The sequence below is a fragment of the Streptomyces sp. NPDC028722 genome (assembly GCF_040637655.1).
GTDB lineage: Bacteria > Actinomycetota > Actinomycetes > Streptomycetales > Streptomycetaceae > Streptomyces.
The window spans coordinates 30398-55455 of sequence record NZ_JBEZWU010000023.1; the positions used below are offsets into that span (position 1 = coordinate 30398).

General features: G+C 71.3%; 28 protein-coding genes. 5 read left to right on the top strand and 23 right to left on the bottom strand.

Going from position 1 to position 25058, the window contains the following annotated elements; all coding sequences use genetic code 11:
• Nucleotides 1-24: 24 nt before the first annotated feature.
• From AB0F03_RS28605 to AB0F03_RS28685, 17 genes are read right to left on the bottom strand one after another with little or no spacing between them, the layout of a single operon-like run.
• Nucleotides 25-723, bottom strand: coding sequence for an N-acyl homoserine lactonase family protein (locus AB0F03_RS28605; RefSeq protein ID WP_361996973.1), 699 nt, complete (start codon nucleotides 721-723; stop codon nucleotides 25-27).
• Nucleotides 720-2330, bottom strand: coding sequence for an FAD-dependent monooxygenase (locus AB0F03_RS28610; RefSeq protein WP_361996974.1), 1611 nt, complete (start codon nucleotides 2328-2330; stop codon nucleotides 720-722). The genes AB0F03_RS28605 and AB0F03_RS28610 overlap by 4 nt, the downstream gene beginning before the upstream one ends.
• Before the next feature lie 11 nt (nucleotides 2331-2341).
• Nucleotides 2342-3376, bottom strand: coding sequence for a Gfo/Idh/MocA family oxidoreductase (locus tag AB0F03_RS28615; RefSeq protein ID WP_361996976.1), 1035 nt, complete (start codon nucleotides 3374-3376; stop codon nucleotides 2342-2344).
• Complete coding sequence (locus tag AB0F03_RS28620; protein WP_361996978.1) at nucleotides 3373-4836, bottom strand: NDP-hexose 2,3-dehydratase family protein; 1464 nt, start codon at nucleotides 4834-4836, stop codon at nucleotides 3373-3375. Before AB0F03_RS28620 ends, AB0F03_RS28615 begins: the two co-directional genes overlap by 4 nt.
• Before the next feature lie 34 nt (nucleotides 4837-4870).
• Entirely contained in the window at nucleotides 4871-5938 is a 1068-nt protein-coding gene (locus tag AB0F03_RS28625) for a glucose-1-phosphate thymidylyltransferase (RefSeq protein ID WP_361996980.1), read from the bottom strand.
• Nucleotides 5935-6981: a dTDP-glucose 4,6-dehydratase gene (rfbB, locus tag AB0F03_RS28630; protein ID WP_361996982.1), complete on the bottom strand. Its 1047-nt coding sequence runs from the start codon at nucleotides 6979-6981 to the stop codon at nucleotides 5935-5937. The genes AB0F03_RS28625 and rfbB overlap by 4 nt, the downstream gene beginning before the upstream one ends.
• Nucleotides 6981-7271: a DUF6059 family protein gene (locus tag AB0F03_RS28635; RefSeq protein ID WP_361996984.1), complete on the bottom strand. Its 291-nt coding sequence runs from the start codon at nucleotides 7269-7271 to the stop codon at nucleotides 6981-6983. The genes rfbB and AB0F03_RS28635 overlap by 1 nt, the downstream gene beginning before the upstream one ends.
• Nucleotides 7272-7303: 32 nt before the next feature.
• A complete protein-coding gene (locus AB0F03_RS28640; RefSeq protein ID WP_361996986.1) occupies nucleotides 7304-7627 on the bottom strand; it encodes an antibiotic biosynthesis monooxygenase family protein in 324 nt (107 codons plus the stop codon).
• A complete protein-coding gene (locus tag AB0F03_RS28645; protein ID WP_361996988.1) occupies nucleotides 7624-7953 on the bottom strand; it encodes an antibiotic biosynthesis monooxygenase family protein in 330 nt (109 codons plus the stop codon). The genes AB0F03_RS28640 and AB0F03_RS28645 overlap by 4 nt, the downstream gene beginning before the upstream one ends.
• Before the next feature lies 1 nt (nucleotide 7954).
• Complete coding sequence (locus AB0F03_RS28650; RefSeq protein ID WP_361996990.1) at nucleotides 7955-8704, bottom strand: SDR family oxidoreductase; 750 nt, start codon at nucleotides 8702-8704, stop codon at nucleotides 7955-7957.
• Between the two features lie 25 nt (nucleotides 8705-8729).
• The gene (locus tag AB0F03_RS28655; RefSeq protein WP_361996992.1) at nucleotides 8730-9188 is read right to left on the bottom strand and encodes a DUF1772 domain-containing protein; all 459 of its coding nucleotides are present in this window, start codon (nucleotides 9186-9188) and stop codon (nucleotides 8730-8732) included.
• Nucleotides 9185-9658, bottom strand: coding sequence for an SRPBCC family protein (locus AB0F03_RS28660; RefSeq protein ID WP_361996994.1), 474 nt, complete (start codon nucleotides 9656-9658; stop codon nucleotides 9185-9187). Before AB0F03_RS28660 ends, AB0F03_RS28655 begins: the two co-directional genes overlap by 4 nt.
• A 3-nt stretch (nucleotides 9659-9661) precedes the next feature.
• On the bottom strand, nucleotides 9662-9919 hold the full coding sequence (locus AB0F03_RS28665) for an acyl carrier protein (protein WP_361996996.1): 258 nt from the start codon (nucleotides 9917-9919) through the stop codon (nucleotides 9662-9664).
• A 49-nt stretch (nucleotides 9920-9968) separates the two neighbouring features.
• Entirely contained in the window at nucleotides 9969-11189 is a 1221-nt protein-coding gene (locus AB0F03_RS28670; protein WP_361996997.1) for a ketosynthase chain-length factor, read from the bottom strand.
• Nucleotides 11186-12457, bottom strand: coding sequence for a beta-ketoacyl-[acyl-carrier-protein] synthase family protein (locus tag AB0F03_RS28675; protein ID WP_361996999.1), 1272 nt, complete (start codon nucleotides 12455-12457; stop codon nucleotides 11186-11188). The genes AB0F03_RS28670 and AB0F03_RS28675 overlap by 4 nt, the downstream gene beginning before the upstream one ends.
• On the bottom strand, nucleotides 12454-12900 hold the full coding sequence (locus AB0F03_RS28680; RefSeq protein WP_361997001.1) for a cupin domain-containing protein: 447 nt from the start codon (nucleotides 12898-12900) through the stop codon (nucleotides 12454-12456). Before AB0F03_RS28680 ends, AB0F03_RS28675 begins: the two co-directional genes overlap by 4 nt.
• The gene (locus AB0F03_RS28685) at nucleotides 12897-13220 is read right to left on the bottom strand and encodes a TcmI family type II polyketide cyclase (RefSeq protein WP_356945811.1); all 324 of its coding nucleotides are present in this window, start codon (nucleotides 13218-13220) and stop codon (nucleotides 12897-12899) included. The genes AB0F03_RS28680 and AB0F03_RS28685 overlap by 4 nt, the downstream gene beginning before the upstream one ends.
• A 204-nt stretch (nucleotides 13221-13424) precedes the next feature.
• Here AB0F03_RS28685 and AB0F03_RS28690 point away from each other — a divergent pair, with 204 nt between their 5' ends.
• Nucleotides 13425-14429 carry an acyltransferase domain-containing protein gene (locus tag AB0F03_RS28690; protein WP_361997003.1) on the top strand — a complete coding sequence of 335 codons (1005 nt, stop codon included), beginning with the start codon at nucleotides 13425-13427 and terminating at the stop codon, nucleotides 14427-14429.
• Nucleotides 14430-14545: 116 nt separating this feature from the next.
• Nucleotides 14546-15754 carry a cytochrome P450 gene (locus AB0F03_RS28695; RefSeq protein ID WP_361997005.1) on the top strand — a complete coding sequence of 403 codons (1209 nt, stop codon included), beginning with the start codon at nucleotides 14546-14548 and terminating at the stop codon, nucleotides 15752-15754.
• Between the two features lie 81 nt (nucleotides 15755-15835).
• Here the strand turns inward: AB0F03_RS28695 and AB0F03_RS28700 are convergent, their stop codons facing one another.
• The 5 genes from AB0F03_RS28700 to AB0F03_RS28720 form a co-directional block, all read right to left on the bottom strand.
• Nucleotides 15836-16378 (bottom strand): DUF1707 domain-containing protein, encoded by a 543-nt coding sequence (locus tag AB0F03_RS28700; protein ID WP_361997007.1) that lies wholly within the window; start codon nucleotides 16376-16378, stop codon nucleotides 15836-15838.
• Nucleotides 16379-16413: 35 nt separating this feature from the next.
• Nucleotides 16414-17610, bottom strand: coding sequence for a cytochrome P450 (locus tag AB0F03_RS28705; RefSeq protein WP_361997009.1), 1197 nt, complete (start codon nucleotides 17608-17610; stop codon nucleotides 16414-16416).
• Nucleotides 17607-19274 carry a BTAD domain-containing putative transcriptional regulator gene (locus tag AB0F03_RS28710; protein ID WP_361997011.1) on the bottom strand — a complete coding sequence of 556 codons (1668 nt, stop codon included), beginning with the start codon at nucleotides 19272-19274 and terminating at the stop codon, nucleotides 17607-17609. The genes AB0F03_RS28705 and AB0F03_RS28710 overlap by 4 nt, the downstream gene beginning before the upstream one ends.
• Before the next feature lie 181 nt (nucleotides 19275-19455).
• Complete coding sequence (locus AB0F03_RS28715) at nucleotides 19456-20229, bottom strand: class I SAM-dependent methyltransferase (protein ID WP_361997012.1); 774 nt, start codon at nucleotides 20227-20229, stop codon at nucleotides 19456-19458.
• Nucleotides 20145-20600 (bottom strand): DUF1772 domain-containing protein, encoded by a 456-nt coding sequence (locus tag AB0F03_RS28720; RefSeq protein WP_361997014.1) that lies wholly within the window; start codon nucleotides 20598-20600, stop codon nucleotides 20145-20147. Before AB0F03_RS28720 ends, AB0F03_RS28715 begins: the two co-directional genes overlap by 85 nt.
• A 280-nt stretch (nucleotides 20601-20880) precedes the next feature.
• Between AB0F03_RS28720 and AB0F03_RS28725 the strand changes: the two genes are divergently transcribed.
• The gene (locus AB0F03_RS28725; protein WP_361997015.1) at nucleotides 20881-21669 is read left to right on the top strand and encodes an SDR family oxidoreductase; all 789 of its coding nucleotides are present in this window, start codon (nucleotides 20881-20883) and stop codon (nucleotides 21667-21669) included.
• Between the two features lie 70 nt (nucleotides 21670-21739).
• Here AB0F03_RS28725 and AB0F03_RS28730 read toward each other — a convergent pair whose 3' ends face one another.
• Entirely contained in the window at nucleotides 21740-23452 is a 1713-nt protein-coding gene (locus AB0F03_RS28730) for an MFS transporter (RefSeq protein WP_361997017.1), read from the bottom strand.
• 209 nt (nucleotides 23453-23661) lie between these two features.
• On the opposite strand from AB0F03_RS28730, the gene AB0F03_RS28735 reads away from it, so the two are divergent.
• Complete coding sequence (locus tag AB0F03_RS28735; RefSeq protein WP_361997019.1) at nucleotides 23662-24156, top strand: MarR family transcriptional regulator; 495 nt, start codon at nucleotides 23662-23664, stop codon at nucleotides 24154-24156.
• 123 nt (nucleotides 24157-24279) lie between these two features.
• Entirely contained in the window at nucleotides 24280-25044 is a 765-nt protein-coding gene (locus tag AB0F03_RS28740) for a DUF4097 family beta strand repeat-containing protein (RefSeq protein ID WP_361997021.1), read from the top strand.
• The last annotated feature ends 14 nt before the right edge of the window (nucleotides 25045-25058 follow it).

Below are 25058 nucleotides of genomic sequence, written 5' to 3' on the forward strand. Positions count from 1 at the left end.
AGGCCGCCCGCACGCGGCCCGCCGTCACTCGTAGCAGTCGTCCGGTCCCGTGCGCAGTGCCGGCCACTGCTGGGCGTCGTGCCCGCGCACGAGCAGCGCGTCCTCCGCCTTCGCCAGTGCGACCAGTTTGCGGGTGCTGGCGCGCACCGCGGACTCGTTCACGTCGAAGGGGGTCATGGCCCGGGCGTCCGGGTCGAGGTGCTCACCCGACGGGATGGCGTCGCCCGCGAGCAGCACGGCGCCGGTCCGGGGCAGTCGTACGAGGACCGACTGGTGGCCCTCGACGTGCCCCGGGCTCTCCACGAGGTCCACACCGGGGAGCAGCTCCGTGTCGCCGTCGACCAGCCGGTACTTCAGACGGGGCTGGTCCCAGGCGGCCCTGGCCATCTCCAGCCGGGCCGGCACCCCTGCCTTCGCCCGCTCGTAGTGGCCGCGCTGGATGACGAACTCCGCGTCCGGGAAGAGGTCGTGGTTGCCGGCGTGGTCCGGGTCCAGGTGGGTGCAGACCACCAGCGCGATGTCGGCGGGGCGCAGTCCGACGGCCGCGAGCCTGGCCTCCACGCCTTCGTCCGGCCCGACAGTGACGAAGACCCGGGGGCCCGACGCCGTCCGCGGAAAACCACTGTCGACGAGCACGTTGGTGCCGTCGTCGGTCTGGACGAGGTAGCCGGGCACCGGCCCGCCGACCGGGTTGGTGCCGAGTTTGAACAGGTGCAGTCTCATTCCGCGCTCCCCGTTGTCGTGGCGGACCCCGCCGTGGGGCGCGGGGCGGCCGGGCGGCCGAGGAAGGTGCTCAGCGTGCCGGTCAGGGCGGCGCCGGGGGCGGATCCGTCGAAGCGCTCCAGTACGTAACCGTCCGGGCGGACGAGGACCGCCCCGGTCGGCGGCACCCCGTGAACCTCCGCCCACCGGCCCAGGGGATCGGCCAGGCCGTGGGCCCCGATGTGGTGGGACGTCACGAGGGGTGAGAGACGGCGGGCGGCGTCGTACCAGTGCCGTGCCCGCTCCCCCGCCACCAGGACGATGCTCCTGCCGTCGTACAGGTCCAGGCTGGAGATCCGGTTCCCGTCGCGCTCCAGCCACATGTGCGGTGCCCGCGTGCCCGGCGTGCCCGTGAGCCGCCGCACGAGTACGCCGTCGTCGGTGGTGGCGCCGGGCGCCGGGTAGCGGCAGCCGAGCGCCACCGCGTGGTCCGGCAGGATCGTGCCGGCCGGTGCCGTCGCCTTGCGGCCGGGGCGGTCCAGGGAGCGGAGCACCGCCTGCTCCACCGTGGCCCGGGCGGCGGGCAGCCGTTCGCTCTCGTAGGTGTCGAGCAGGTGCGCGTCCGCGTCGCCGCGCAGGACGGTGGCGAGCTTCCAGGCGAGGTTGTGGGCGTCCTGGACGCCGGTGCCCGAGCCGAAGGCGCCTGTGGGCGGCATGGCGTGAGCCGCGTCGCCGGCCAGGAAGATCCGCCCGTGGCGGAATCTGTTGGCCACCAGTGCCGCGGCATCCCACGGCTGGGCCCCCAGGATCTTCACCGGCAGCTGCGGTACACCGGCCGCGGCCCGCACGGCCGCCTCGCACCGCTGCTCGTTCCAGGACTCCCGGTCCGAGCCGAGCGGCACGTGCAGCAGCCAGCGGTCCTTGTTGTTGACGGGGAGCAGTCCCGCGCTCACGTCGGCGTTGTGCACGTAGGCCATCAGGAAGCGCCGGTCGCCTAGGACCTCGGTGAGATCGGCGCGGAAGTGGATGTTGAGGTACCGGGCCAGGACGCCCCGCCCGGACCGGGGGATGCCCAGCTCCCCCCGCACCGGGCCGGCGGCACCGTCGGCTGCCACCAGGTAGCGCGCCCGGACGGTGTACCGCGCGTCGGTGGCCAGGTCGCGCACGGTGGCCGTGACACCGTCGGCGTCCTGGGCGTGGGCGATCAGCTCGTGCCCGAAGCGCAGGTCGGCCCCGGCCTCCTCGGCGCGTTCGCGCAGCAGCGGTTCCAGTTCGTCCTGTTCGCACAGGGTCCATCCGGTGGGGCTCAGGTCTTCGGTGCCGTCCTCCAGGTAGCCCGGCAGGAACTCCCTCTGCCGGTGGCCGGCGAGCGAGTCGAGCTGGACGATGCCACTGTTGTCCGCCAGGGCGCGGGCGGACTCGGTGGCCCGTATCCGCTCCTCGAGTCCGACCTGCCGGAACAGCTCCATCGCCCGGACGTTCACGCCTCTGGCCCGGGGGTGGGCCGAGGTACCGGGACGGCGTTCGACCAGGAGAGGCCGTTGGCCCTGCCAGGTGAGGAACACCGCCGCGGACAGGCCGACGAGTCCTCCCCCCACGATGAGCACGGGGGTTCGTACGTCTGTCATGTCTTTCCCTCTCAGGATGCGTCCGGGCGGCGTGCCGGCCGGGTCGTCCGGGCGGCGGCGCGAACGGCGCTCAGCAGGGCTGCCTGGCGCAGGATCTGCGTGTACTCCTCCTCGTGGGCCGCTGCCGGACCACGGGTGAGGTGCGCGAAGTGGTCGGCCACACGGGCGAACTGGTCCTCGGCGCCGAGCACGAAGTGCTGGAGGTGGTCCTGCCGGGCCAGCCGCGTCACCGGGCGGGCGGTGGCCGGCGGGGAGAAGGGCTGTTCCAGGACGAGCCGCCCCGTGCCGCCCCACAGGGAGCAGTGGCTGCGGTAGCTGTGCTCGAAGCCGAAGCTCAGCTCGGCCGTGGCACCGCGGGGCGATGCCAGCAGGGCGCTCCCGGCCACGTCCACCCCTCGCTCCGGGTCCAGGCGCAGGGTCGAGCCGACCACCTCCAAGTCGTCACCCAGGTACATCAGGGCCGCCCGTACCGGATAGGCGCCGACGTCCAGCAGCGCTCCGCCGCCGAGGTCCGGCCGGTAGCGGATGTCCGCCGGTGGCCGCGGCGGGATGCCGAACGACGCCTGGAGAACCCTGAGTTCGCCGATCTCGTCGCCGTCCAGTCGTCGTCGGGCAGCCGCGTGCTGGCCGTGGTGGACGAAGGCGAAGTTCTCCATGAGCGCCAGCCCGCGCTCACGCGCCAGGCCCACCACCTCGTGCGCCTCGGCGAGCGTGGCGGTCGCGGACTTCTCCACCAGCACGTGCTTGCCCGCCTCCAGGGCACGGAGCGTCCACCGGGCGTGCAGGCCGGTGGGCAGCGGGATGTAGACCGCGTCGATGTCGGGCCGGGCGAGCAGCCGCGCGTAGTCGTCGACGGCCTCGCAGCCGAACCGCGCGGCGAACGGCGCGGTCCTCGCGGGGTCCCGGCCGGCGATCGCGGTGACGCGTACGCGGGATCCGGCGGCCATGGCGGGCAGCATCCTGCGTGCGGCGATGTCCGCGCATCCGAGCACGCCCAGGGCGACCGGTGCCCCGCCGGTCCGTTCCCCGGGAGGGGTGCCGCTCACCGGACGCCCTCCCACAGCGATTGCAGGCAGGAGATGAGCGTGCGGGCCTCGACGCTGACGTAGGTCCCGTACCTCAGCAGACGCTTGAGTTGACGCACCGTGACCCAGCGCATGGTGTCGGGCTCGGCGACGGGGAAGTCCTCACCGGCCTCGACCACGAGGTACCGGTTGTCGCGCCGGTAGAACCTGCCGCCCTCCTCGGGGAGCACGGCGTCGAACCGGATCCGTGCGGGGTCGGCGCCCAGCACGTGATCCAGCAGCGGGGGCCGCTCGCCGGGCGGCAGCGCGCGCCAGTCGCGCGAGACGCAGCTCACGGTCGGCGCCAGCTCGATGCCGTCGCGGAGTCCGGGCTGCGCCTTTCCCCGCACCAGTACGTGCAGGACACCGTCGATGCGCCGGACCACGAACGCCGCGACGCCCTGGCCGGGGAACTCCAGCATCGGCTGGGTCCAGTGAGTCACCTCCCGGGTGCCGGCGCTGACCGAGACGGCGATCACCCGGTGGCACCGCCCGGACGGCTCGCTGATGGCGTCCTCGCTCCGCCGCCAGCCCGCCAGCGCGCTCAGGGGGATCAGCCGGGCGGACCGGGAGGTTCCCGTGCGCAGGTCGGTGAGCCAGGTGAGCAGTTCCAGCTCGTCGTGGCGGACGGGCGCGCCGGGGCCCAGGGAGCGGGTCAGTGCCTCCTGGAAGGTGTCGGCGCGAGGCACCGTGGGACCGTGGGCGGGCGTCGTCCCCGGGCCGAGCGGCAGGCAGGCCAGCACGGTACGGACGTCCATGTTGACCACGTGATCGAGACCCATCAGGGTGTGGACCTGACCGAGTGTCATCCAGCGGTGGCCGCGGCCCACGGCGACGTCCTCGAAGACCTCGACGGCCATGTTGCGGTTGCGTTTGTGCAGGAAGCTGTCGCCCTGCTCGGACTGGAGCGTGTCGACCAGGACCCGGCCCCGGCCGGGGCCGGTGAAGTGCTCCAGATAGCGGGTGCCGCCACCGCGGTGGACCCGGGTGTAATTGCTCCGGGTGGCCTGGACGGTGGGGCCCAGCTGCACCAGTCCGGTGTTGCCCGGTTCCATCTTGGCCTGCATGAGCAGGTGCGGCACACCGTCGAACTCGCGGACCAGGATGCCGAGGATCCCGTGTTCCGGCTGGCTGATGATGGGCTGGGTGAAGCCGCCGGCGGGCCAGTCCTCGCCGGTCACCCGCAGTCCCTCGACGGTGAAGAACCGCCCGCTGCGGTGCACGAGGTTGCCGGTCTCCTCGTGGAAGCTCCACTGGTCCAGCTCGGCGAAGGGGATGCGGGAGACGGCGAACCCGCCGTCGCGGCGCTCCCGTGCCAGCCAGGGCACCACGTCCTCTGTAGGGAGACCGGGGCTGTCCCTGACGGCCGCTGATCGGGCCAGCCGTTCGGCCAGGGACGCGGCGGCCCCCGGCCGGGTGCCCGGCGCGGCGGTGTGCGGCATGGTGTCTCCTTCGGTAGGTCGGCCGGCCCCGGCCTCAGTGGTTCAGCCGGACCCGGCTGTGGTCGCCCACGATCAGCTGGTTGCCGCGCGGCGTCGGAGCCGCGGGGGACACCTCCACGTCCCTGCCGATGAGCGAGTTGTGGATCCGGCGCACCCCGCTGATGGACGAGCGGTCCATGACGATGGAGTACTCGATCTCCGTGTGGTCCAGCCGGCACCCGGCGCCCACCGACGTGAACGGGCCGATGTAGCTGTCCTCGACCACCGTGCCCGGGCCGATGGAGAGCGGGCCCACCAGCCGGGAGCGCAGTACGACGGTGTCCTCGGCGATGTCCAGCCGCCCGATGGCCTCGCTCTCGGCGTCCACCGTTCCCCGGATGCGGGGCTCGACGGTCTCCAGGACCATGCGGTTGCACTCGAGCATGTCCTCGACCTTGCCCGTGTCCTTCCAGTAGCCGGTGATGATGTGCGAACGCACGTCGGCACGCTGGACGATCAGCTGCTGGATGGCCTCGGTGATCTCCAGCTCGCCCCGGAGGCTGGGCCGCAGCCCTTGGACGACCTGGTGGACGGCCGGGGTGAACATGTAGATCCCGGCGAGGGCGAGGTCGCTCTTGGGGTGGCTGGGTTTCTCCGCCACGCCCACCACCCGGCCGTCGGCGTCCAGTTCGGCCACCCCGAACTGCGTGGGGTCGGCGACCTTGGTCAGCAGGACCTGCGCGTCGGGTCGCTGGGTCCGGAAGTCGGTCACGAAGCCGCGTATGCCGTCGATGACGAAGTTGTCCCCGAGGTACATCAGGAAGTCGTGGTCGCCGAGGAACTCGCGGGCGATCAGCACGCAGTGCGCGAGGCCCAGCGGCGCCTCCTGCGGGATGTAGGTGACGGACAGGCCGAATGCGGAGCCGTCGCCCACCGCGCGGCGCACCTCGGCCGCCGTCTCGCCCACGATGATGCCGACATCGCGGATGCCGCTCTCGCGGATGGCCTCCAGGCCGTAGAAGAGGACCGGTTTGTTGGCGATGGGGACGAGCTGCTTGGCGGAGGTGTGGGTGATGGGCCGCAGCCGCGAGCCGGTGCCTCCGGCGAGGACGAGGGCCTTCATCGCGCACCCGCCCCGGACGGCTGCCAGACGGCCGGGTCCTCCGTGACCGGACGGCGTCCCAGCAGGGGCTCCCACCACTCGGGGTGATCGCGGTACCACCGGATGGTCTCCCGCAGGCCGGTGCCGAACGCGACGGTGGGCCGCCAGCCCAGTTCCCGCCCGATCCTGGTGGAGTCCAGCAGGTACCGGCGGTCGTGTCCCGGCCGGTCCGCCACGGTCGTCTGCAAGGAGGCGGGCAGTCCCAGCTCGCCGAGCACCGCGTCGGCGATGTCCTGGACGCTCGCCTCCACTCCGGTGCCGACGTGGTAGGTCTCCCCCGGCACCCCGTCGGCCAGCACCATGTCGATGGCCCGGCAGTGGTCGGAGACGTGGATCCACTCCCGCCGGTGGTGCCGGGAGGCGTACACGGGCAGGCTCCTGCCGCGCAGGGCGTTGGTGACGAACAGCGGGATCACTTTCTCCGGGAACTGGAGCGGCCCGTAGTTGTTGGCGCAGTTGGTCACCGTGACGGGCAGCCCGAAGGTCTCGTGGTAGGCCCGCACCGCGTGGTCGGCGCCGGCCTTGCTGGCGTTGTACGGAGTACGCGGGCGGTAGGGGGAGCCCTCGTGGAAGGCGTCCGTGCTGTCGAGCGCGAGGTCCCCGTACACCTCGCAGGTCGAGATGTGGTGGAACCGTTCGACCCCGTGGCGCAAGGACGCCTCCAGGAGTCGCTGGGTGCCCATGACGTTGGTGCGGAAGAACCTCCCGGGGTCGAGGACGGCGAGGCTGTTGTGGGATTCGGCGGCGAAGTTCACCACGGTCCGGACGCGGTGGTCGCGCAGGACCTTCGCCACCCGGTCGCCGTCGCCGATGTCGGCGTGCACGAACACGATCCCGTCGCGTACCCCGGCGAGGTTCTCCTCGTTGCCGGCGTAGGTGAGCGCGTCGAGGGCGACGACGGTGTCGTCCGGATGCTGCTCGCGCCAGTAGTGGACGAAGTTGGCACCGATGAAACCCGCCGCACCGGTGACGAGCAGGGTGCGGGAGGGGGCGGCAGTGGACATCAGGGGGCTTCTTCCTTGCCGGAGCGTTCCGCGGGCCACCGCAGGTCCCGGCTCAGTTCGCTGATCAGTGACCGTTCGGCGGAGGTCGCCTCGCCCTCGCGGGTGAGGCGCTCGGGGGACCCCGGGGGCGGCTCGGCCAGGGTCGGGATGCCGTAGTGACCCAGCAGGAACGCGGCCGCGGCGGGGCTCTGATGGAAGTCCTGCCACGGGGGCAGGGGGAAGTACGCCGCCCCCAGAGTCTGGAATCCCTCGGACACCCCTCGCCCCACAGCGCGCAGCAGGCGACGCATCACGGCTTCCTTTCCGTGCCGGGGACGGCGGCTCACGACTCGGTGAACGAGGCCGCGTCCCGGACCTCGTAGATCCCGTAGTGCCGGCTGCCGCCGCGGTCCTGGTACCGGCGCAACGGCGAGGTCTGCGAGCGGTGGGCGGCCCCCTGTTCCCAGTCGCGGAACGACTGGGCGTCCTGCCAGTAGCTCAGGACGGCGAAGTCCTCCCCCTGGAGGGTGGAGTGGAGCAGTTCGCTGCGCAGCAGGCCGGGCACCTCGGCGAGGTCCTCGTTGATGCCGAGGAAAGCGGCCTCGAGAGGGGCGGGTCCCTCCTCGGGGGCCCGGCAGTACACGATCACCCGGATCTCGCGGTTCATACCGCCGCCTTCGCCGAGGGCAGGTGGTGGATGACCCGCATGGTGGACATGGAGCCGCCGGAGCGGTACGGGTGGAGCCTCTCGCGGTGCTCGACGTGCTGCTCGCTGTGCTCGAAGGCGCGGAAGCCCTGCTCGTCGGTCCAGTCGCTGATGATGAAGTAGACGTGCTCCTCCTCGGTCGAACGCAGCAGCCACTGCCCCAGGTTGGCCGGGTCGGCGGTGACCGCGTGGCCTATCTCCAGCCAGGTCCGCTCGAAGTCGGCTCCCATGCCCGGGTGTGTCTGCACGCGCAGCAGGACCCGGAAGACGCCGTCGGCACGCTCCATGTCAGATCCCTCCGTCGACGTGGATGGTCTCGCCCGTCAGGTAGCCCGACGCGGAGCCGGCGAGGTAGACGACGACCGAGGCGACCTCGGCGGGAAGTCCGAGCCGGCCGAGCGCGGTCATGTGGCGGTACCTCTGCTGGAGGGCCTCGTACTCCTCGGGCGGCAGCTTGGCCGCCTCCTCGGTCTCGATCACGCCGGGGGCGACGACGTTGACGCGGATGCCCCGGGGCCCCAGCTCCTTGGCCAGGGAGCGGCTGAGCCCGATCACGCCGGCCTTGCTCGCGGTGTAGTGGGCCCGCAGCGGAAGACCGACCGTGGCGACCCGGGAGCCGATGTTGATGACCGAGGCCTTCTCGGCGAGCAGCGGCAGCGCCTTCTGGGTGACGAGGAAGGGCGCGGTGAGGTTGGCGTCGAGGATGCGCCGCCACTCCTCGAGGGACAGCTCGGCGAAGGGCACGTGGGAGATGACTCCCGCGTTGTTGACGACGGTGTCGAGCCTGCCGAACCGGATCCTGCACTCCTCCAGCAGCCGGTCCACGTCCTCCGGGCGGCCGACGTCGGCTTTGACCACGTGGTGGTCGCCGGGCAGTTCCTTCAGGACGCGGACGAGGCTCTGGGCGTCGTCGTTGTCCTGGCGGTGGCAGGTGAGGACGTCGGCGCCCGCGGCGGCCAGGGCCAGTACCACGGCCCGGCCGATTCCTCGGGTGCCTCCCGTGACGAGCACGTGCTGCCCGTCCAGCGACAGGTTCATCGGGGCGTCTCCAATCGTCTTCGGTTCACAGGGAGAGTGCGGCGCCGACGGCGTTGGCCAGCAGTGCCGCGACCGCGAGCGCGGTCCTGACGAGGTTCCAGTTGCGCCATCGCACCCGGGGGTCGAGCCGGTCCCAGTCGGGCGGTACGGCACCCGGTTCGAGGGAGCCGACCCACCTGTTGATCGGCACGTTCCTGGTGACGGACACGACGATCGCGCCGAGGAGCAGGACGCCGGCGGTCCCAGCGGCGGCCGGGACCCGGCCGGCGCCCAGGGCGGCCAGGGCGGCGTCGCAGAGCATCGCGGTGATCATGCAGATCGGCATGAAGGGGTCGAAGCGGGTGACCAGGAACTGGTGCACCGGGACGTAGCGCTCGACCGGAAGGCTGAGGAGCAGCGGGGCTCCTCCCAGCGAGGCGATCATCAGTCCGCCGGCCGCCATCCCGCTCCCGACCAGGGCGAGCGGCAGCAGGATCTGGTTCATGACCCGGAACCGGTCCGCCGGCCGGCCGCCTGCTCGACGAGCTTCTTGATCCGGGCCATCTGCACCTTGGTGTTGGCGTCGAGGTGCGCGGCCATCGCCTCGTCGTCGAAGGGCATCGCGGGCCGTACGTGGAACTCCTGGACCCAGCGCATCCGCACGCCGGCGTCGGTCTCCCGGTAGTCCCAGGCGATGTCCATGAACTCGAAGGGGCCCGTCTCCACCCGGTGGGCGCGTACGGTGCGGGTGGCGGGGTCCGGCTTGCGCAGGGAGACCCAGCTCCAGACCTTGCCGTCCTCGTCGGGGTGCATGGTCAGCCGGAAGCGGACGGTTCCGTCCGGCGCCCGGTCCAGGATCTCGGCCGAGGCGTACTCGTCGAAGAGCTGCGGCCAGGACTCGATGTCGTTGGTCATCCGCCACACCAGTTCCATGGGCGCGTCGACGACCACGGAGTTCTCTGTCCGTGCGGCCATGGGTCAGCGTCCTTCCGGGAGGTGGTGGTCGATGTAGTCGAGGACGGCCCGGGGGGTCGTCATCAGCTCCATGTGCTCGTCGGGGACGGCAACGCCCAGGTCGTGCTGGATGCGGGCGGTGATCTCCAGCATCGCGAGGGAGTCGTAGCCCAGGCTGCTGAAAGGGGTGTCGAGGATGTCACCGCCGAGGTCCACCGACTCGTCGACGCCGACGCTTTCCTGGAGCATCGATCTGAGTTCGTCGAGAGTGAATGCGCTCACGGTCGTTCCTCCGCTCCTTCGTGGTGGTGTGGCTGCACTGCCCCGCACGTCATCCGGTCCGCCGCACGACGGCCACGGCGTTGAACCCGCCGTAACCCCGGGCGACGACCATGGCGGTGCGCAGGGGCAGTTCGCGCGGCTGGTCGAGGACCAGGTCCAGGTGGTGGTGGGCGGCCGGGCCGGTGACGTGCACGGTGGGCGGGACGACCTGGTCCCTCAGGGCCAGCAGGGCGCCCGCGGTGTCCAGGGCGCCGGCCCCCGCGTACAGCCGGCCGGTCATGGTCTTGGGCACGGTCACCGGGACCCCGTGGGGGCCGAAGACCGCGGCGAGCGCCTGCGACTCCTGGTGGTCGCGCTCCGGGCTGCCGTGCCCGTCGGCGAAGACGACGTCGACGTCCTCCGGCCGCAGTCGCGCGTCGGTCAGGGCCTCGCGCATGCAGCGGGCGAGCGACGGGGGCCGCTGCGATCCGGGGCGGGGGTCGAACGTCGCTGCGTAGCCGACGAGTTCGCCGTAGGGGTCGGTGTCCAGCTCACGCGCGGCGCGGGCGCTCGCCAGCAGCAGGATCGCGCCGCCCTCGCCGGGGACGAAGCCGGATGCGCCGGTGTCGAACGGCAGGTAGGCGCCGGCCGGGTCGGTGACCGGGGAGAGCTGTCCGGTGGGCAGCTGGGAGACGAAGCCGGCCGGGGAGAGCGAGGAGTCCGTGCCGCCGGTGACGACGAGACGGGCGCCGTCGCGCACCACGCGGCGTGCCTGCCCCAGCGCGTCCAGTCCGCCCGCCTGTTCGCTGACGATGACCCCGCACGGTCCGCGCATCCCGTGCCCGATGGAGATCTGGCCGGTGGTGGCGGCGTAGAACCAGGCGATGGACATGTACGGGCTCACGTCCCGCGGGCCGCCACGCCAGAGCTTCTGCAACTCGCGCTGGCCGAACTCGGCTCCGCCGGTGGCGTTGGCGGTGATCACGCCCAGCTCGTACTCCGGCAGCCGGGACGGGTCGACGGCCGCGTCGTCCAGCGCCATCCGGGTGGCCGCCAGGGCGAAGTGGCTCATGCGGGACGTCTCGACGACGACACGGGGCGAGAGGTACTCCGTCGGATCGAAGTCCCTTATCTCACCTGCGAGTTGAGAGGGGTAGTCGCGGGCGTCGAAGGTGCCGACCGTGTCGATGGCGCTCTTGCCCGCCAGCGTGGCCGCCCACCATTCCTCCGTGCCCTGCCCGTTGGGGGCCGTCACGCCGATGCCGACGAACACCGCGGATGTGCCGCTCATGCGACGGCCCTGCCGGGGCCGGCCAGCACGATGGCGCTCTGGAAGCCGCCGAACCCGCTGCCGACCGACAGCGCGACCGAGACCTTCTGCTCGCGTGCCGTCAACGGCACGTAGTCCAGGTCGCATTCGGGATCGCGCTCCCGCAGATTGGCCGTGGGCGGGACGGCGCCCCGCTCGATCGCCAGCGCACAGGCCGCGACCTCGATGGAACCGATGGCCCCCAGAGAGTGCCCGACCACCGACTTGATGGAACTCATCGGCACCTCGAAGGCCCGGTCGCCCAGGCTCTTCTTGACCGCCGCCGTCTCGTGGCGGTCGTTCTGCCTGGTGCCGGAGCCGTGCGCGTTGACGTAGTCGATGTCCCGCGGGTCCACCCTGGCCTGGTTCATCGCGGCACCGATGGCCTCGGCCATCTCCCGGCCGTCCGGGCGCAGTCCGGTCATGTGGTAGCCGTTGGCGCGGGTGGCGTAGCCGAGGATGCGCCCGTAGACCCGTGCGCCGCGGCGCCGGGCGTGCTCGGCGTTCTCCAGCACGAACATGGCGGCTCCTTCTCCGAGGACGAGCCCCCGGCGGCTGCGGTCGAAGGGCCGGCATGCCTGCTCGGGTTCGTCGTTGTACGTGGAGGTGGCCTTGATCGCGTCGAAGCAGGCCATGGTGATGGGTGAGATCGGCGCGTCGGCGGAGCCCGCGACCACCACGTCGGCGCTGCCCTCCGCCAGCAGCCCGGCCGCGTGACCGAGGGCGTCGATGCCCGAGGTGCAGCCGGAGGAGACCACCGACGCCGGGCCCTCGGCGCCGGCCCACCAGGCCACCTCGGCCGCGATCGAGCTGGGCACCAGGTAGTTGTACAGCTCGGGTACGGCGTAGGTGTGGTCCACGATCCACTGCCGCCCGTCGTCGCTGAGGACGCGGTACTCCCGCTCCAGGCCGGTGGTGCACCCCACGGCGTTGCCGACCGTCACGGCGAGGCGTCCCGGATCCAGTGCGCCGGTGTCGAGCCCGCTGTCGGTCACCGCCTCGTCCGTGGCGGCGACGGCGAACTGGGCGGCCCGGTCCATGCGCCGGGTGTGCTGAGGGGTCAGTCCGTGGGCCTCGGGGTGGAAGTCGACCTCGGCGGCCACCTGGCAGCGGTAGCCCGTCGGGTCGAAGTGGGTGACCCGGCGGGTGGCCGCGCGTCCCGAGATGATCCGCTGCCAGAACGCGTCACGCCCCACCCCGCCGGGGGCCAGTACGCCGATGCCGGTGATGGCCACGTCCATGCTCCTCATGTGCCCGCCCCGCCCGCCGGGGGGCCGCCGACCTGGAGCGGGGGCGCCTGCTCGGCACCGGGCAGGAACTCGGTGTCGACATGCCCCAGTTCGGGCCGGGGCGCCAGCGGCCCCAGGTGGAAGACGGCCTGTGCCTGCACCGGGCCGGTGTTCACCAGCCGGTGCCGCAGCCCGATCGGGACCAGCGCCGAGTCGCCCGGTTCCAGGGTCAGCGTGGTGCCGTCGATGGTGATCTCGACGGTCCCGCGGACCAGATGCACGAACTCCTCGGAGTAGGGGTGGTAGTGCTCGCACACGTACTCCCCGGGCTCCAGCGTGACCGTCCCCATGAAGCCCGAGGTGGCGCCGACCGTCCGGGGACTCAGCAGGACCCGGACGTCCCCGCCCCTGCGCCGGTTGGGCGTGACGTCGGTGCGGGCCACCTTTGTCGCGTCGGAACTCATCGCTTCTTCTCCCACGTGTAGAAGGCCGAGGCCATGGCGTCCTTCGGCTCGCTCCACGCGGGGTCGTACGGCGTGATGTGCCGGGCGAGCCTGACGTGGATGTCCTCGTAGAGCGGGTGGCTGCGCGCCCGGTAGAGGTTGGGGGTGATCTCCTGGTCGGCCTCCACGAGATGGAAGTACAGATCGTGGAAGCGCCACAGTGTGCGCCGGGAGACCCCGATCAGATCGGGCAGCTCCGAGGCGTCGGACTCGGCGAATATCTGCGCGACCGAAGCGGCCTGCGACGGTTCCATCCGGGCGACGATCAGGTTCTGGTGCAAGGGTTCCTCCCCCATACGGCGCGGTCCGAGGTGGCTACGGCGAGCCAGCCTGGGCGGCTCCGCTGGACAGGTGCTGACAGGTCGCTGGCGGGAGCACGGCGGCACCCGTCCACCGGGCTGCGAGTGGCTCGACAGCGGTGCGCCCCACCTTCGGACCGGCGCCCGGCTGCGAGCGCCTGACCGTCGTCCCCGGGAGGGCCCCGCATGGTGACCACTGGCGCACTCCGGCCGCGGCCCGTGGCCTTGCTGTTCGCGGGCCAGGGCGCCCAGCACCCCGGTATGGGGCTGCACCTGTACGGCGTGGAGCCGTGCTTCACCGACGCCATGGACGAGGTGTTCGCCCTGTTGGGCCCGGACGGACCGGACCTGCGGGACGGCTGGCTCGCCGGACGCACGGACGGCTTCGACGACGCCGGACGGGCGCAGCCGCTGCTCTTCGCCCTGGGGTACGCGCTGGCCCGTCTGCTCCTCGGACGGGGCGTGCGGCCGGCGGCGCTGCTGGGCCACAGCGTCGGGGAGACCGTCGCGGCCGTCGTGGCGGACGTGGTGTCCCTGCCGGACGCGGTGCGGCTCCTGGTGGCGCGGACCGCCGCGGCACGGACGACGCCGCCCGGCGGCATGCTGGCCGTGGCCGCGTCACCCGGCACGCTGGCCGGCCTCCTGCCGGAGGGCGTGGCCGTGGCCGCGGTCAACGGCCCGAACCAGATCCTGCTCGCCGGAGCCCGTGAGCCGCTCGCCGAGGCGGAGCGCCGGCTGCGGGCCCGGGGGGTGCCCTGCCGTCCGGCCCGTGCCCGGCAGGGGTTCCACAGTCCCCTGATGGAGCCCGCGGTCGCGGCGACGCTCCCGGAGTACGAGCGGACCCGCTGGCGTGCCCCCGCCGTCCGGCTGTACTCGGCGGCCACGGGGGGTCCACTCACCGCCGGGGAGGCGACCGATCCACGGTTCTGGGGCCGGCAGCTGGCCGGGCCCGTCCTGTTCGGACCGGCGCTGCACCGGATGCTCACCGACGACGACTTCGTCCTGGTGGACGCCGGCCCCGGCCAGAGCCTGCTGAGTCTGGCCCGCCGGCACCCGGCGGTCGCCTCGGGTCGCAGCCGCGCCGTGTCCCTGCTGCCCGCGGCGCACGCCGCGCCCGGCCCCGCGGGGCGGGCACTCGCGGACGCCGTCGAGCGCATCCGGGCGGAGGGACACACTCCCCCTGTCCAGTGATCGTCCATCGCCGGCCACCAGACTCGTGACGTGACCGGCCCTGCCGTGGCGTGGCCCCGGCAGGGTCCACCAGTGAGCCTGTCGTGCCGGGCCCGACCGACGTGGAAGTGAGACGTATGACGACGAGCCCCACAAACCCGACCGCGTGCCCGTACCCGTTCAAGCGGCCGTCCGCGCTCGAACAGCCTCCGGAGCTGCGCACCATCCACCAGGACCCGGTCGTCCCGGTGACCCTGCCCAGTGGCGACCGGGCCCTGCTGATCACCCGCTACGCGGACATGCGCGCGGTCCTCTCCGACGAACGGGTGAGCCGCGACCTGACCCGGCCGGGGACCGCACGCATGACGAAGGACAACGTCATGTTCCAGGACCCCGTGATCAGCCCGGACCCGCCGGAGCACACCCGGATGCGGCGCCTGATCACCAAGGCGTTCACGGCCCGGCGGGTCGAGCAGCTGCGGCCCCGCGCCGAGAAGGTGGTCGCGGAACTGCTGGACGCGATGGAGGCCGGCCCCCGGCCCGCCGACATCAACGAGGCCCTGGCCTTCCCGCTGACCATCCGGATGACCTGCGAACTCCTCGGCGTCCCGCTGGAGGACCAGAACCGGTTCCGCGTCTGGACCGACCACTTCCTGTCCGTGAGCCGCTTCACCGGGGAGGAGATCGGCCGGGCCCGCGGCGAACTGATCGCCTATGTACAGCAGTTGGTGGCGGCCAAGCGGGACGAACCCGGGGACGACCTGATCAGCGCGATGATCACGGCCCAGGACGATGACGCCTCGGGCCTCACCGAGTACGAGCTCGTCTACTGGACGATGCTGCTGCTGATCGCCGGCTACGAGACCACGGCCGGGCAGCTGGGTTCCAGCCTGGTCGTCATGCTGAGCGAGCCGGAGGCACTGGCGCAGATCCGCGGCCGGCCCGAACTGCTGCCCTCCGCCGTGGAGGAGCTCCTGCGCCTCCAGGTCATGGGTTCCTCGCTGTCCATGCTGCGGTACGTGAAGGAGGACATCGAGGTGAGCGGGGTCCGGATCCCGGCCGGATCGAGCATCGTCCCCTCGATCGAGTCGGCCAACATGGACCCGGAGGTCTTCTCCGCTCCCGAGACCTTCGACATCACCCGGCAGGACAACCGGCATGTCACCTTCAGCACGGGCCTGCACTACTGTGCCGGGGCCGCGCTGGCCCGGATGGAACTCCAGGTGGCGCTGGGCGAGGTGGTGCGGCGCTTCCCCGGGCTGCGGCTGGCGGCGCCCGCGGACGAGCTGCCGAGGAACGAGGGCGCTCTGATCCAGAACTTCACCGAGATCCCCGTCCACTGGTGACCACGCGGCCGGGCCGCGCACCCGAGGAGGGTGCGCGGCCCGGACCGTCGTGCCGGCGGGTCCCGTGCGAGGACGGGTCTGTCAGCGCAGCAGGAGCAGGGCCTTCGACACGTGCCCCGTGACGGTGAAGTGCGGGGCGCCCGGCGGATCGCGCCGAACGCCGGCCCGGTTGCGGACGAATCCCTTGTGGAGTGCCAGTCCGTGCACGGACACGGACGCCCCTGGCGGCAGCAGCAGCCTCACCAGGCTCTTCTGCGCCGCCAACTCGATGCGCACCTCGGGGTGTCGCAGTACGGCGTCGCGGAAGTCCAGCCGGATGAGGGCGTCGTAGCCGTCGACGAACAGAACGGCCGGCACCTCCCAGCGGCCGTCGAGCCGGGATACCGCCTTCACCGCGTGCACCCGGAGCGGAGCCGGGGCCACCGCGGCAGGCAGATCGGCCACGGCCGCCTCGACCTCGGCCCGGGTGCCGGCGGAGAGGACCGAGGCGAGACGGTGGTCCAGCTCGTCCAGCGGGATCCGGCCCTCCCCCACCGCGTCCTGCACCTGCCGCGCCGCCCGTTCCCGCTCCGCGTCGGACGCCCGCAGCCGCTTCGCTCGGGTGTGGTCCGGCTCCTCGGTCATGGCCGGCAGTCCCCTTTCCCAGGTTCGGCTCCGCTTCACCATACGACGGGCAGGGCGACGAGGTTCCGTATGACGCCCGACGTGCAGACCAGTTCCTCCACCGGCCCGGCAAGACGCAGCCCGGGGAATCTGGCGAGGAGCCGGCCGAGAGCCACCGTCAGTTCCAGCCGGGCCAGTTGTGAACCGAGGCAGTAGTGCACACCCAGACCGAAGGCCAGATGCGGGTTGTGCTCGCGCTCGGGGTCGAAGACGGCCGCGTCGCCGAAGACGGCTTCGTCCCGGTTGGCCGACGTGATCGCGGGCAGGACCGCCTCACCGGCCCGTACGAGGACACCGCCCAGCTGTACGTCTTCCGTGGCGACCCGGATGGTGCCGCCGTTGACGCCCGCCGTGCTGTACCGCAGGACCTCCTCGACGGCGGGCGGGATCCGTTCCGGGTGACGCGCGAGCCGGTCCGCCAGCCCGGGGCGGCTCAGCAGCTGCACCGCTCCGTTGGCCAGGGTGCTGGACGTCGTGTGGTAGCCCGCGATCAGCAGCGTGACGCCGAAGACGACCAGTTCCTGCTCGCTCAGCCGGTCGCCGTCCTCCCGCGCGGCGATCAGCAGATCCAGCAGGTCCTCCTGGGCCGGTCTGCCGCGCTTGGCCTCGATCAGCCCGGCCAGATACCGGGCGAGTCCGGCGCGTGCCGCGCGCACCTGGTCGGGAGTGTGGCTGCCGAGGCTGAGCATCACGTCGGCCCAGTGACAGAACCGGTCACGGTCGTCGTACGGCACGCCGAGCAACTGGCAGATGACGGCCACGGGCAGGGGCATGGCCAGGCCGCTCACCAGGTCGGCCGGTGGCCCTGTGCGCTCCATCGCGGCCAGAAGGTCGTCGGTGATCCGCTCGGCGAAGGGCCGCAGCCGCTCGATCGGCTTCTTGCCGAAGGCGCGGGCGACCAGCTTGTGCAGCCGCGTGTGCTCGGGCGGATCCATCGACAGTATGGTCGACGGGTCCGGAAGCAGGGGCCGCATGCGGGGTGCGTCGGGGCGGGCCGCGGCCGCCCGGCTGAAGCGCGCGTCCGTCAGCACCGTACGCACGTCGTCGTACCGGGTGACCAGCCATCCGCTGTCGCCGGTGGCGAACCGCACCCGGGCGACCGGGCAGCCGGCCCGGAGTTCCGCGTATTCCTCGGCGATCTCCACCGGCCCCGGGCTGGGGAACGGGAAGCGCCTCGCCTCCGGCTGGCTCATCGCCTCTCCTTCACCAACTGGGCCACGCCCTGGGTCTGGGCGGCCGGACAGTGCGCGGCGTGCCCGTCCTGGACCGGCGGCTCGGAGCCGAAAGCCGGGCCGCGGTCCGCTTCGAGGAGCTGCAAGCCGCTTCGGCCCAGCTCCGCGCCGGAGAGTTCGAAGGTCCTGCACAGGTCGCCCTCGGGCGACCCGAGGGCCTTCAGCCGGCTCTGCGGATCGGCGAGCCAGGCGGCGAGATCCCGCAGCCGCCACCGCGGCTGCTGACGGAACTGGTGCGCCGCGGCGCTTATGGCGGCCGGCAGACAGCCGCACATCCTGACCACCTGTTCGGCGTGCTCCCGGTCGTTCACCACGTGCTCCGGCAGGATCAGCGACGCCAGCAGCTGAACCCCTTCATTGACCGACAGCGGGGCCAGGTCGAACGCCACCACATCGCCCAGCCCGACCAGGTGCGACCGGCTGGTGAGGATGGTCGCGCACTCCGGACCGCTGGGCAGGAGGGGCAGCACCTGATCGGCCGACGTGACGTTGTCCAGAATGACCAGCAGCCGGCGGTCCGCGCTCCAGGAACGGAACCGCCTCCTGCCCTCCGCCGGACCCTCCGACGGGCTGAACTCGATCCCGGCCTGCCGCAGCATGCGGGCCATCGCCTCGGCGCAGGTCAGGGGACGCCCTTGCCCGTCCCGGAGGTCCAGGTACAACTGGCCGCCGGCAAACCGGGGACGAAGGCGTTGGGCCACGTGCAGCGCCAGGGCGCTCTTGCCCACTCCCGGCATGCCGTGCAGGGCCACGAGCTGCGGCCGGGAGTCGGCGCGGGGCACGTCCATGAAGGCGGTGCTCAGCAGCGCCTCCAGCTGAGCAGCCGAGAACTGGTGGATGATCACCTGCTGCTTGTCCGCGGGCAGGGCCCGGGGCGGGTACGTCAGCTGCACCCCCGTCCGCTTCTCGCCCGGGAGGTCCAGGCCCGGGTCGGCCCGCAGGATCGCCCGGTTCAGGTGCTCCAGTTCGCTCGACGGGTCGACACCGAGTTCGTCGACGAGCCGGCGCCGCAGGGAGTGGTACACCTCCAGCGCCTCCAGCCGGCGATCCGAGCGGTAGAGGGCCAGCATGAGCTGGGCGGGGAATCCCTCGTGCAGCGGATGACTCGTGGTGAGGGCCTTCAGGTCGGGAATCAGCTCCTGGTGCCTGCCGAGCTGGAGACCTGCCTCCATGCGCATCTCGAAGGCGCGCAGCCGCGCTTCCTCGAAGTGGACGAGACTCGCCTCCAGGAGCGGTCCGACCGAGATGTCCTCGAGCATGTTGCCGCGCCACAGGGACAGCGCCTCTCCGAGCAGCGTCGACGCCCGGTCCGGCCGGCCGCCTCCCAGCGCCTCCTGTCCCATGCGGAACAACTGCTCGAACAGGGTGAGGTCCAGTTGTTCGGCCTGGGTCCTTAAGAGGTAGCTCGAGTTGACAGTGAGGAGCAGTTCGCGCTCTCCGACGCGCCGGTAGGGGCACAGTTTCTTCCGCAGCCGGTAGATGTAGGTCTGGAGCGTGGTGGCGGCGCTGACCGGCGGCTCGCCCGACCACAGTTCGTCGATGAGGGATTCGGGCCTGAGCGGACGGTTCGCATGCAGGATCAGTGCGGCCAGCACGTGCCGCAGTTTGGGTGAGGTCGGAGTCACCAACGTCTCTCCGCTGTAGACTTCGAGGCTCCCCAGTATTCCGAATTGCATGCTGTTCCCCCTTTTGTTGAACTGCCACTGTGCTGGGAAGCGCTTTCACGCGTCCCGGGAAAACCACCTCGCACCGACCGCTCCTACCGGACCGCCACCGGGCCCGTCATTTCGTCGAGGAGCAGCCTTTTCACCTGCGCACCATGAGGAAGCAGGCAGCGTGTTCGGGGCGAGGCGGATCCGGTAACCGTTCGATGGTGAAGGCGTGTCCGAACAGACGCTGCTCCTCCCCGGGCTCCATAACCGTATGGAGCAGCCGGGAGATTCGCCGCCGGGCCACCAACGGCAGCTCCTTCTTGTCCGCCGAGAAGCACCACAGGAAGAACTGGGTCCCGCTGCGGGACATCCGGAACACGGTGCGCACCATCGCGCTGCGGACGGGGCCCGTGGTGTCATCCAGGGTTCCGTAATCGACGAGCAGATCGAAAGGCCCGTCGACACCGGGGATACGGTCGGCCGAGAGGTCGCCGTGGACGAAGCGGCAGTGGTCGGCGACGCCCGCCTCGCGGGCGCGTTCGCGAGCGCGCTCCAGCGCGTACTCGGTGAAGTCGACGCCGACGACGTCGAAGCCGTTCTCGGCCAGGAACACGGCGTTGGCTCCTGTGCCGCACCCCAGGTCAAGGGCTCTGGGGCGGTCCGGGGACCGCGGGTCGGCCGTGATTCGCCCCTGAGCCAGGAGTTCACGCAGCTCCGGCCCGACGCCGTGCTCCCATGCGGCGCCTCGCTTGTACAGCAGTGTGTAGAGCCACGGTCTCATCATAAATCCTTTCGATTGGCCGGCACCCGTGGTCCGAAATTCGGCCGATTCCCGCCCCTGGCTCAGTGACCAAGTGTGACCGCCAGACCGTTCAGCAGCAGAACGATGAAGGCGGAGACCGTTCTGATCCCGTGCCAGCGCCGCCATAAGGGCCGAGGATCGTGCCAGTCGGCCGGCACCGTGTCGTCGGCGACCTGCCGGACCAGTTTGTTCAATGGCACGTTGCAGAGGTGCGAAACCGCCTCCACCACCAGAATGCCGACAATGGATACGAGCAACAGGGACCGGGCCGTCCAGGAATCCGTCAGCAGTACCAGCACGACGTCCGCCAGGAGGGTCGCGTTGACCAGCAGCGGCATCGTCGGGTGATACCCCTTTCCCAGCAGGTGGTGCGTCTGTACATACCTGTCCGGCGGCATGGCGCTGAGGGCGGGAAGCACGCTGACGGCCACCGCGAAGAACACGCCGGCCACCAGGCCGCTGCCGAATATGACGGTGACACTGACGAGTTGGACCACTCCGACATCCCTTCTCCTGCGCGCTCCTCTTTCCGTCCGCGGACAGCGGTCCGGTGATGCCGCGATGTGCTCGATCGTCCGTACGGACACTCGCAGCTCACTGGACACAGTCGCGGCGACCCCGCCGTACGGTCCCGGGTGTGCCTGCGGTCGTGCGGCGCGTCGCCGGACCGTCCAGCGATGTGCCAGCGACGCCGGGCAGCATCGTCGGCAAAGTGAGCGGAACGCTCGGTCGCCTGCCGGCTGCCGGGTCGCCCACACGCAGACGAGGTGACATGGGATGGTGACGTACGCGTCGGCTCTGGTGACCGGAGCCTCCAGCGGTATCGGGCAGAGCCTGGCCCGGCGGCTCGCGGCACAGGGGACCGATGTCGTGGTGGTGGCCCGTCGCACCGGGCGTCTCGAGGAGCTGGCCGAGGAACTGCGCGGCCGCCACGGGGTGTCCGTCGAGGTGCTGCCGGCAGATCTGACGGTGCCGGAGGAACTGGACACCGTGGCGAAGCGCCTGGCCGCCGCCGAGCGGCCGATCGATCTGCTGGTCAACAACGCCGGGGCGGGCTCCCGTCCGCCGCACCCCCTCGTCGACCAGCCGCTGGATCACGAGTTGCGGAAGGTGGGACTGAACGTCGTGGCTCCGCTGCGGCTGACGCACGCGGCACTGTCCGCGTTCCTGCCGCGTCGGCACGGCGGCATTCTCAACGTCTCGTCGATAGCGGGCTTCCTGCCCCAGCCCCAGGGCGCGACCTACGCCGCGTCCAAGGCGTTCATGACGTCCATGACCGAGACCGTGTACTGCGAGGCACGCCGCTCGGGTGTCCACGTCACCGTGGTCTGCCCCGGTTTCGTCCGGCGCGGTGAGGGCGGGGCGGACGGCGGCACCCGGAGTTTCCGCCTTCCGGAGTCGTTCTGGCTGGACCGGGACGACGTGGCCCGTGAGGCGATCGAGGCGGTGCAGACCGGCCGGCCGGTCTGCATTCCCGGGCGTCCCTACCGGGCCGCCGTCGCCCTGAGCCGGGTACTCCCCCGTGCGGTCTCCCGCCGTGCCTTCGAGCGCCTGTGGGCACGCTGAGCCGAGCCGGCCCCCGCTCGGGGTGGCCAGGCCGCCGGGCCCGGCCACCCCGGTCGTGCGGGGCCTGCCGCTAGCCCCAATTACGGGCGCGCGGCGGGAGGATGAAGGACAGCAGGAAGACCAGGACCATGGCTCCCACCGTGCACCACAGGGTGCGCTGGAGCGCGAGGGTGAAGTTCTGGCCGTTGGCCCTGGAGCCGGCGTGCTCCAGCGCGACCGCCACCTTCTTGTCCGCCAGGGCCGGCGGGGCGTCGGACCCCTTGCCGTCGTCGGCCGCGGCGGCACGGCAACTCTCGGGCGTCGCCGCCTGGTCCGTGGCGGCCATCCTGTCGTGGTAGCACGTCTTGAAGGCGCGGATCACCTGGTCCTGGGCGTCGGCCGGGAGGTGTGCGGCGGACATCTCCGCCCTCAGCTCGGGAGCGACCCGGTCCACCATGCCGGAGGACTGGGTCCCCAGCAGCGAGAAGAAGACGACGCCGAGGATCGCGATCCCCGCCGACGCACCGACCTGGGTGATGGCGTTGACCAGGCCGGAGGCCGACCCGATCTCCCGTGGTTCCACGGCCGCGAGGACGATACCGAACAGCGACGAGACCACGGCGCCCATCCCCAGACCCGCGACGAGCAGGCTGGGCATCAGCTGCCAGGACGTGGCGTGCAGGCCCTGGTGGTGCAGGGTCAGGATGACTCCGGTGAAGGCCGCGGCCATGACCAGCGCGCCGAGGCTGAGGAGCTTGCGGCCGAGCCTTGGGGCGAGCACCGCCCCGGAAACACCCGACCCCACCGCCATGCCCAGCGACCAGGGCAGCGCGGTGAGTCCCGCGTGCATGATCTCGAAGCCGCGCCCGATCTGGAGGTACAGCATGAAGACGAAGAAGAACCCGATCAGCGCGGCGAAGAACAGGAACGCGATGACCAGGCCGCCGTTGAAGGGCACCTTGCGGAACAGGCTCATCTCGACCAGCGGGGAGCGCTGGGCGCGGCCCTTGCGGATCTGGACGACGGCGAACAGGGCGAAGACGGGAACCGACGCGGCCATGGACAGGTAGGTCCACAGCGGCCACCCGAGGTCCCGGCCCTTGAGCAGGGGGAACATCACGAGCAGCATCGCCGTGGTGACCAGCAGGCTGCCCACCACGTCCACCCGCTGGGCATGCTCCGACCTGGTGTTCCGCACGAACAGGGCCGCACCGACGAGAGCGATGGCACCGACCGGGATGTTCACCAGGAAGATCGACCGCCACTCCAGGCCGAACACGTCGGCCTTGATCAGCAGTGCGCCCAGCATGGGGCCGCTGACCACGGCGAGGCCGGAGACCCCGCCGAACATACCGCCGACCATGGCCCCTTCCTTGGGCGGGAACGTCGCCATGAGCGTGGACAGCACCTGGGGCACCATGAGCGCGGCGGCAGCGCCCTGGAGCAGCCGGGCGACGATCAGCATCGCCGGATCCTGCGCCGCGCCGCAGAGCGCCGAGAACACGACGAAGCCGGCTACGCCGAGCACGAACAGGTTCTTGCGGCCGAAGATGTCCCCCAGCCGGCTGCCGGTGATCAGGACCAGCGCGAACGCGAGCGCATAGCCCGAAGCCACCCACTGCGCATCGGAGTTGCTGACACCGAGATCCCGCTGGAGCGACGGGATGGCCACATTGACGATGGTCCCGTCCAGCAGGTCCATGAAGCTCGCCAGCAGCAGGGCGACGAGCGCCCACCATCGCCGCGCGCTCCGGGCCTGCCCGCCGTTCGGTTCGGCGGACACCCCTGACTCAGCTGTAGTCACGTCGGTCTCCTTGCTCGGTCATCCCCTGACCGGGGAGGACACGTAATAGACACGTAAGGAAGGGGTGGGAGCACGACGGCCGCCCGGATCGCCTGCGCATCCTAGCTGCCCATCTTCGGGTAGTTTGACCGCCCCGCAGGCATTGAAAACCACCCTGCTAGAGTGTATTTTGATTTGCGAGCTAAGATATTAGGAGGGCTTGAGTAAGCATGTCAACCGATCTGCCATCCAGGGACGAACTCGTCGGGGCGCTCTCCTGGAAGATGCGCCGGCTCAGCGCCGAGACGGTGCTGTTCCACCAGCGGATCGCCGACCGCCTCGGCATCAACGCCACCGACCTGAAGTGCCTCGACCTCGCCGCCGGCCCCGAACCGCTCACCGCCGGCCGGCTGGCCGAGGTCTCCGGGCTCACCTCCGGCTCGATCACCGGTGTGGTCAACCGACTGGAGAGGGCGGGGCTCGTACGCCGGGAGCAGGACCCGAACGACCGCCGCAAAGTGATCATCACCGTCAGCCCGGACGTGCCGTCCCGCGTCGCCGGACTCTTCGGCTCGATCACGACCTCGATGCTCGATCTCTGCGCGCGCTACGAGGACCACGAGATCGCACTGGTCCTGGACTTCATCAGCCACGCGACCGAGACCACCCACGCGGAGGCGATGAAGCTCAGGCAAGGCTTCGAACAACCCGCTGCCCGCAACTGACACCGGGGTGCCGCAGTACCGGCCACCGGCCGCCTCGTCGGGGACACGGGCGCCCCGTGAGCGACGAACCCCCAGGGGCCACACGGACCGCGGACGCCGACTTGTGCGAATCGGAGGACCTTTATGAAGCACATGCAGATCGACCGGCCCCAGCGCATGACCCTGCAAGGAGTGACGGCCGTCCGCTCCTTCGTCGTGCGCGGCCGCCTTCAGGTGATCGGCACGAACGACGACTTCGTGACGCTGGAGGTCGCGGAACTCGACCGGCATCCGTTACGCCTCCAGATCGACGACGGACTGCTCTTCCTCGGCCACCAGGGCACCGACTGGCGGCAGCTCGTCAAGGGCCGACTGAGCCGGCGCCACGGGCAGCGCGTCGTCATGTCGCTCGCCGTACCGCGTCACTGCAAGCTCGACCTGTGGTCGGTCCAGGCGGAGGTCGCGGTGCTCGACAGCGCCACCGAGGTCCATGTGCACAACGGTGGCGGCGGAACGACGCTGAACCTGTTGTCGGGCCAGGTCGACGTGGAGACGTCCTCCGGCCATGTGGACGCCATCGATCTGAGCGGCGACGTGGACATCAGATCGGTGTCGGGAGCCGTCGCGTTGTCCGCCGCGCCCCGTCCGACACGCAACCTCAAACTGTCCAGCGTCTCAGGTGATCTGAGCATCCGGTTACCGGAGGACGCCGACGTCAGGGTCACTCTGGAATCCATGAACGGACGGGTCTCCAGCCAGTTCAGCAGTGTCAGCCCGGTTAAGATGCCGATGCAGCACAGAGCCCGAGGGGATCTCGGCCGCGGCAGCGCGTCGGTGTGGGCCAACAGCGTCTCCGGCCGGATCGCACTGCTCAAGGGCGGCTTCGAGGAAGGCGGCATCGCGGACTAGGAGTGGTGGAGCGG

Coding starts and splice junctions, on each gene's coding strand:
- AB0F03_RS28605 (WP_361996973.1), bottom strand. CDS start 723: ATGAGACTGCACCTGTTCAAACTCGGCACCAACCCGGTCGGCGGGCCG.
- AB0F03_RS28610 (WP_361996974.1), bottom strand. CDS start 2,330: ATGACAGACGTACGAACCCCCGTGCTCATCGTGGGGGGAGGACTCGTC.
- AB0F03_RS28620 (WP_361996978.1), bottom strand. CDS start 4,836: ATGCCGCACACCGCCGCGCCGGGCACCCGGCCGGGGGCCGCCGCGTCC.
- AB0F03_RS28625 (WP_361996980.1), bottom strand. CDS start 5,938: ATGAAGGCCCTCGTCCTCGCCGGAGGCACCGGCTCGCGGCTGCGGCCC.
- rfbB (WP_361996982.1), bottom strand. CDS start 6,981: ATGTCCACTGCCGCCCCCTCCCGCACCCTGCTCGTCACCGGTGCGGCG.
- AB0F03_RS28635 (WP_361996984.1), bottom strand. CDS start 7,271: ATGCGTCGCCTGCTGCGCGCTGTGGGGCGAGGGGTGTCCGAGGGATTC.
- AB0F03_RS28640 (WP_361996986.1), bottom strand. CDS start 7,627: ATGAACCGCGAGATCCGGGTGATCGTGTACTGCCGGGCCCCCGAGGAG.
- AB0F03_RS28645 (WP_361996988.1), bottom strand. CDS start 7,953: ATGGAGCGTGCCGACGGCGTCTTCCGGGTCCTGCTGCGCGTGCAGACA.
- AB0F03_RS28650 (WP_361996990.1), bottom strand. CDS start 8,704: ATGAACCTGTCGCTGGACGGGCAGCACGTGCTCGTCACGGGAGGCACC.
- AB0F03_RS28655 (WP_361996992.1), bottom strand. CDS start 9,188: ATGAACCAGATCCTGCTGCCGCTCGCCCTGGTCGGGAGCGGGATGGCG.
- AB0F03_RS28660 (WP_361996994.1), bottom strand. CDS start 9,658: ATGGCCGCACGGACAGAGAACTCCGTGGTCGTCGACGCGCCCATGGAA.
- AB0F03_RS28670 (WP_361996997.1), bottom strand. CDS start 11,189: ATGAGCGGCACATCCGCGGTGTTCGTCGGCATCGGCGTGACGGCCCCC.
- AB0F03_RS28675 (WP_361996999.1), bottom strand. CDS start 12,457: ATGAGGAGCATGGACGTGGCCATCACCGGCATCGGCGTACTGGCCCCC.
- AB0F03_RS28680 (WP_361997001.1), bottom strand. CDS start 12,900: ATGAGTTCCGACGCGACAAAGGTGGCCCGCACCGACGTCACGCCCAAC.
- AB0F03_RS28690 (WP_361997003.1), top strand. CDS start 13,425: ATGGTGACCACTGGCGCACTCCGGCCGCGGCCCGTGGCCTTGCTGTTC.
- AB0F03_RS28695 (WP_361997005.1), top strand. CDS start 14,546: ATGACGACGAGCCCCACAAACCCGACCGCGTGCCCGTACCCGTTCAAG.
- AB0F03_RS28700 (WP_361997007.1), bottom strand. CDS start 16,378: ATGACCGAGGAGCCGGACCACACCCGAGCGAAGCGGCTGCGGGCGTCC.
- AB0F03_RS28705 (WP_361997009.1), bottom strand. CDS start 17,610: ATGAGCCAGCCGGAGGCGAGGCGCTTCCCGTTCCCCAGCCCGGGGCCG.
- AB0F03_RS28715 (WP_361997012.1), bottom strand. CDS start 20,229: ATGGCGGCGCTGGCACGGGATCAGAACGGTCTCCGCCTTCATCGTTCT.
- AB0F03_RS28725 (WP_361997015.1), top strand. CDS start 20,881: ATGGTGACGTACGCGTCGGCTCTGGTGACCGGAGCCTCCAGCGGTATC.
- AB0F03_RS28735 (WP_361997019.1), top strand. CDS start 23,662: ATGTCAACCGATCTGCCATCCAGGGACGAACTCGTCGGGGCGCTCTCC.
- AB0F03_RS28740 (WP_361997021.1), top strand. CDS start 24,280: ATGAAGCACATGCAGATCGACCGGCCCCAGCGCATGACCCTGCAAGGA.